Origin of the sequence: Mesorhizobium sp. (assembly GCF_024509055.1) — a bacterium.
GTDB lineage: Bacteria > Pseudomonadota > Alphaproteobacteria > Rhizobiales > Rhizobiaceae > Mesorhizobium.
The window spans coordinates 1-4,433 of record NZ_JANINM010000126.1 but is presented as its reverse complement, the minus strand read 5'-3'; the positions used below and the strand labels follow the sequence as shown (position 1 = coordinate 4,433).

Annotated in this window: 4 protein-coding genes; all 4 read left to right on the top strand. The window is 63.6% G+C overall.

Annotated elements, in window-relative coordinates; genetic code table 11:
* Nucleotides 1–855, top strand: an 855-nt coding sequence (locus tag Q0L57_RS06890; RefSeq protein WP_296739925.1) for an ABC transporter substrate-binding protein, incomplete at its 5' end; no start/stop codon positions are given.
* Nucleotides 856–1,005: 150 nt separating this feature from the next.
* Complete coding sequence (locus tag Q0L57_RS06885; protein WP_296739923.1) at nt 1,006–1,974, top strand: ABC transporter permease; 969 nt, start codon at nt 1,006–1,008, stop codon at nt 1,972–1,974.
* Complete coding sequence (locus Q0L57_RS06880; protein WP_296739920.1) at nt 1,971–2,870, top strand: ABC transporter permease; 900 nt, start codon at nt 1,971–1,973, stop codon at nt 2,868–2,870. The genes Q0L57_RS06885 and Q0L57_RS06880 overlap by 4 nt, the downstream gene beginning before the upstream one ends.
* Nucleotides 2,870–4,433: ABC transporter ATP-binding protein (locus Q0L57_RS06875; protein WP_296739917.1), on the top strand; the 1,564-nt coding region annotated here is incomplete at its 3' end. The genes Q0L57_RS06880 and Q0L57_RS06875, both read left to right, overlap by 1 nt.

Here is a 4,433-nt window from a genome sequence, read left to right as displayed (position 1 = left end):
GGCGAAGTGGATCTCATCGCTCCGGTCCCGCTGCAGGATATCGACCGCGTTGCCAACACTCCGGGCCTTAAGGTCGTGGAGAACCCTTCGCTGCGCGTCATCCTGCTCAGCTTCAACTGGAAGCCTGAGTTGCATGCGATGCCCGGCAAGCCCAATCCGCTCCTCGATGCCAGGGTCCGCCAGGCGCTCTGGGACGCGGTCGATCTCCAGACGATCCAGAAGCGGCTGATGCGCGGCAAGTCCCGTGTGACGGGCACGCTGGTCGCGCCTCCGGTCACGGGCTACGACAAGAGTGTCGATGTGCCGCCGGCTTACGATCCCGCGAAGGCCAAGGCCCTGCTGGCCGAGGCAGGCTACCCGAACGGGTTCAAGATGAACCTGAACTGCACCAACGATCGTTACATCGCCGACGAGCAGATCTGTCTCGCCCTGGCTTCGATGTGGGCCAAGATCGGGGTCGAGGCCAACGCGAGCGTCGAAAGCAAGACCACCTTCTTCCCGCGCTCTGACCAGGGAGCATTCGACATGTTCATGTTCGGCTGGGCCTCGCTGCCTCCGATGGACGGGTTCAGCGTGCTGCAGTCCCTGCTTGCCACCAATGACGGCTCCTACGGCGGCAGCAATTCGAATGGCCTCTCGAACGCAAAGATCGATGAACTGGCCCATGCCGCGGCCACGGAGCTCGATGAGGGCAAGCGCGTGAGCCAGCTGAAGGAAGCCTTCAAGATCGCGCACGACCAGGTTCTTTACCTGCCGCTGCATCAGCAGCCGGTCGCCTGGGCGATGTCGGACAAGCTGGACATGCCGCAGTTCGCCGACGAATACGTGCGACCCTGGTTCGCCAACATGAAGTGAGCTCTGGCAGCGCCGCGCGGTGCGCGGCGCTGCCAACTCCGGACGGCGCGACGGCAATCGATCGTCGCGCCGGCCATCGGCCAATACAGCATTGCAGTGGGTGATGCCGGCACAAGGCGCTGGCTCTGGCTCCGTAGGAAGCCCATTCTGATGATCAAGATTCTGTTGGCGAGATTGCTCCAGGCGATCCTGGTGATGATCGCCGTAACGGCAGTCGCCTTCGTTATGTTCCGCTTCGTCGGCGACCCCGTATCGATGATGGTGCGCGAAGGTGCGAGCCAGACCGAGAAGGATGCGCTGCGCGTCGCGCTGGGGCTCGACAAATCGCTGGCCGTCCAGTTCGGGGAGTTTGTCTGGCGCGTTCTTCACGGAAACCTCGGAACGAGCCTGCGCTATCAGCAGCCCGTGACCGAGCTCCTGCTGGCCCGTCTTCCCGCGACGCTGGAGCTCGTCATCGTCGCGACGGTGCTCGCGCTCGTCCTCGGCATCCCTCTCGGCATCGTTTCCGCCCTCAAGCCCAACGGCGTCCTGTCTCGGCTTATCCAGTCGGTCACCCTTGTCGGCGTCTCGATGCCCACTTTCGTCACCGGGCTGCTGCTGATCCTGGTCTTCGCGGTCGATCTTCGTTGGCTGCCCTCGTCCGGACGGGGCGACGTGATCGATCTGGGTTTCTGGAAAACGGGCTTCCTGACGGTCTCGGGGCTGAAGTCGATGATCCTGCCGTCGATAACGCTTGCCCTGTTCCAGCTCACGCTCATCATGCGCCTCGTGCGCTCGGAAATGATCGACGTGCTGTCCTCGGACTACATCCGCTTCGCCTTCGCGCGCGGCCTGCCGCGTCGCCACATCTATGGCCGGCTCGCCCTTCGCAACACGTTGATGCCGGTCATCACCGTCACCGGCCTGCAGATCGGCCAGCTCATCGCCTTCGCCATCGTCACGGAAACCGTCTTCCAGTGGCCGGGCATGGGGCTGCTCTTCACCAATGCGGTCGGCTTTCCGGATATCCCGGTGCTGGCGGCATATCTCCTGTTCGTCGGCATCATGTTCGTGGTGATCAACATGGTCGTCGACGTCCTCTACACCTTCGTCGATCCCCGGCTGAGGACGAAACAATGACCTCGCGCTCCCTTCGCCGCATTCAGCTTCCACCCGTCTCGGTGATCATCGCCGGCACCATCCTGGTCGCCATCCTCCTCCTCGCGATCTTCACGCCGCTGATCGCGCCCATCGATCCGAGGAACGTCTCCTCCTATTCGCTGGTCGATATGGAGATACCGCCGGTCTTCATGGACGGCGGCGACCCGCGCTTCCTGCTGGGCACCGACAATCAGGGACGTGATCTGGTCTCGGTCATCCTGTTCGGGCTGCGCATCTCCATCCTGATCGGAGCTGGCGCCGTGCTGCTGGCCGCCATGATCGGCGTCGCCTTGGGATCCGTAGCCGGCTATTTCGGCGGCATCGTCGACAGCATCGTGATGCGCATCGCCGATGTCTTGGTCAGTTTCCCGACGATACTCGTCGCGCTTCTGATCAGCGGGATAGCCCGCGCGCAGCTAGGATCTGAAACAGTCTCGACATGGGCCCCAGTCATCCTGATCGCCGCTATCGCCGCCAATGAATGGGTGCAATATGCCCGCACCGTGCGGGCATCCAGCATGGTGGAGATTTCCCGCGACTATGTGCGCGCCGCAAAGGTCATCGGACTGCCGTCGGGCCGCATCATGCTACGCCACATCCTGCCCAATGTGATGAGCTCGGTGATGGTCATTGCAACCATCAATCTCGCCGGCGCGATCCTGACCGAGGCGACCCTTTCGTTCCTGGGGGCAGGCATGCCCGCCACCTATCCCTCGCTCGGCACGCTGATCCGCATAGGCAACGAGTTCCTGTTCTCCGGCCTGTGGTGGATCGCCGTCATGCCTGCCAGCGTGCTGGTCATCCTGGTCCTGGCCGTCAACGTGGTCGGCGACTATTTGCGCGATCGTTTCAACCCCAAGCTGATGGCGAACTGATGAAGAACGCAACACAGCCGGTACTCGAGATCAGGAACTTGCGGGTCGAGTATCCGCTCGCCAACGGTCGGCTGCTCACCGCCGTCGACAATGTCGACCTCACGATCGAACCGGGTGAGATCCACGCTCTGGTCGGCGAGTCGGGCGCGGGCAAGACCACCGTCGGCAATGCGCTGATGGGTCTGTTGCAGGCGCCTGGCAGGATCGCGTCCGGCTCCATCACCATCGCGGGCAAGGCGATCGACATCCGTACCGGGCGAGCCGACGGCATCGTTCCCGGCCGCGACGTGGGCGCGATCTTCCAGGATCCGATGACGAGCCTCAACCCGCTCTTCACTGTGGAGAGCCAACTCTGCGAGGGCATGCTGGCGCATCTCAAGATCGGACGTCGCGAGGCTCGCGCCCGCGCGCTCGAACTGATGAAGGCCGTCGGCATCCCGGAACCGGAGCGCCGGCTCGGCAGCTACCCGCACCAATTGTCGGGCGGACAGCGCCAGAGGGTCGTCATCGCCACCGCGCTCGCCTGCGGTCCCAAGCTGATCGTCGCGGACGAGCCGACGACGGCGCTCGATGTCTCCGTCCAGGCGCAGATCCTCAAGCTTATCCGCGACCTTGCCGACGAGCGGCGCGTCGGTGTCCTGCTGGTAACGCACAATATGGGCGTGGTGGCCGAAATCGCCGATCGCGTGACGATCATGCAGAACGGTCGCCTGGTCGAAACCGGGTCGGCGCGCGATGTGCTGACCGCGCCGAAGGCGGCGTATGCGCGCACGCTGATCGCCGCCGTTCCGCCGATCGATACGCGCCTCGAGCGCTTGCCCATCCCGAGCGAGGCGACCAAGGCCACTTTGGATGCACGCGAATCCGTCCGCGCCAAGAATACCAGCACCATTGCGAGCAGGGCAGGCGAAGCCGCGCTCACGGTGCGCGACCTGTGCGTGGAATATGGCCATCGCTCCCTCATTCCGGGTGGCAAGGCATCGATTTTCAAGGCCGTGAAGAACGTATCCTTCGAAGTTCGGCGCGGTGAGATTTTTGGGCTTGTGGGCGAGTCCGGATGCGGCAAGACGACGGTCGCCAACACAATCGCCGGCCTCGTCAAACAAACTTCGGGGACGATCGATTTTCAAGGCACGGCCCTTGCGGCACGCCGCGAGAAATCGGTTCGCAAATCGCTGCAGATGGTGTTTCAGGATCCCTATTCCGCGCTCAATCCAAGGCTGCGGATCAATGCGGCCATCGCCGAGCCGATCCTGTTCTACAAGCTCGCCTCCAACGCCGCCGAGGCGCGGCTGGACGCCGAGACGCTGCTCGAGGCGGTAGGCCTGCCTTCCGAAGCCGGTGCGCGGTTCGCCCATGCCTTCTCGGGCGGCCAACGCCAGCGCATCGCGATTGCCAGATCGCTCGGGCCGCGACCATCGCTGCTTATCTGCGACGAGCCCACATCCGCTCTTGACGTATCGGTGCAGGCGCAGATCCTGAACCTCCTGAAAGATCTGCGCGACCTCGCCGGGCTGTCGATGCTGTTCATCAGCCACGATCTCGCGGTGATACGGCAGATGT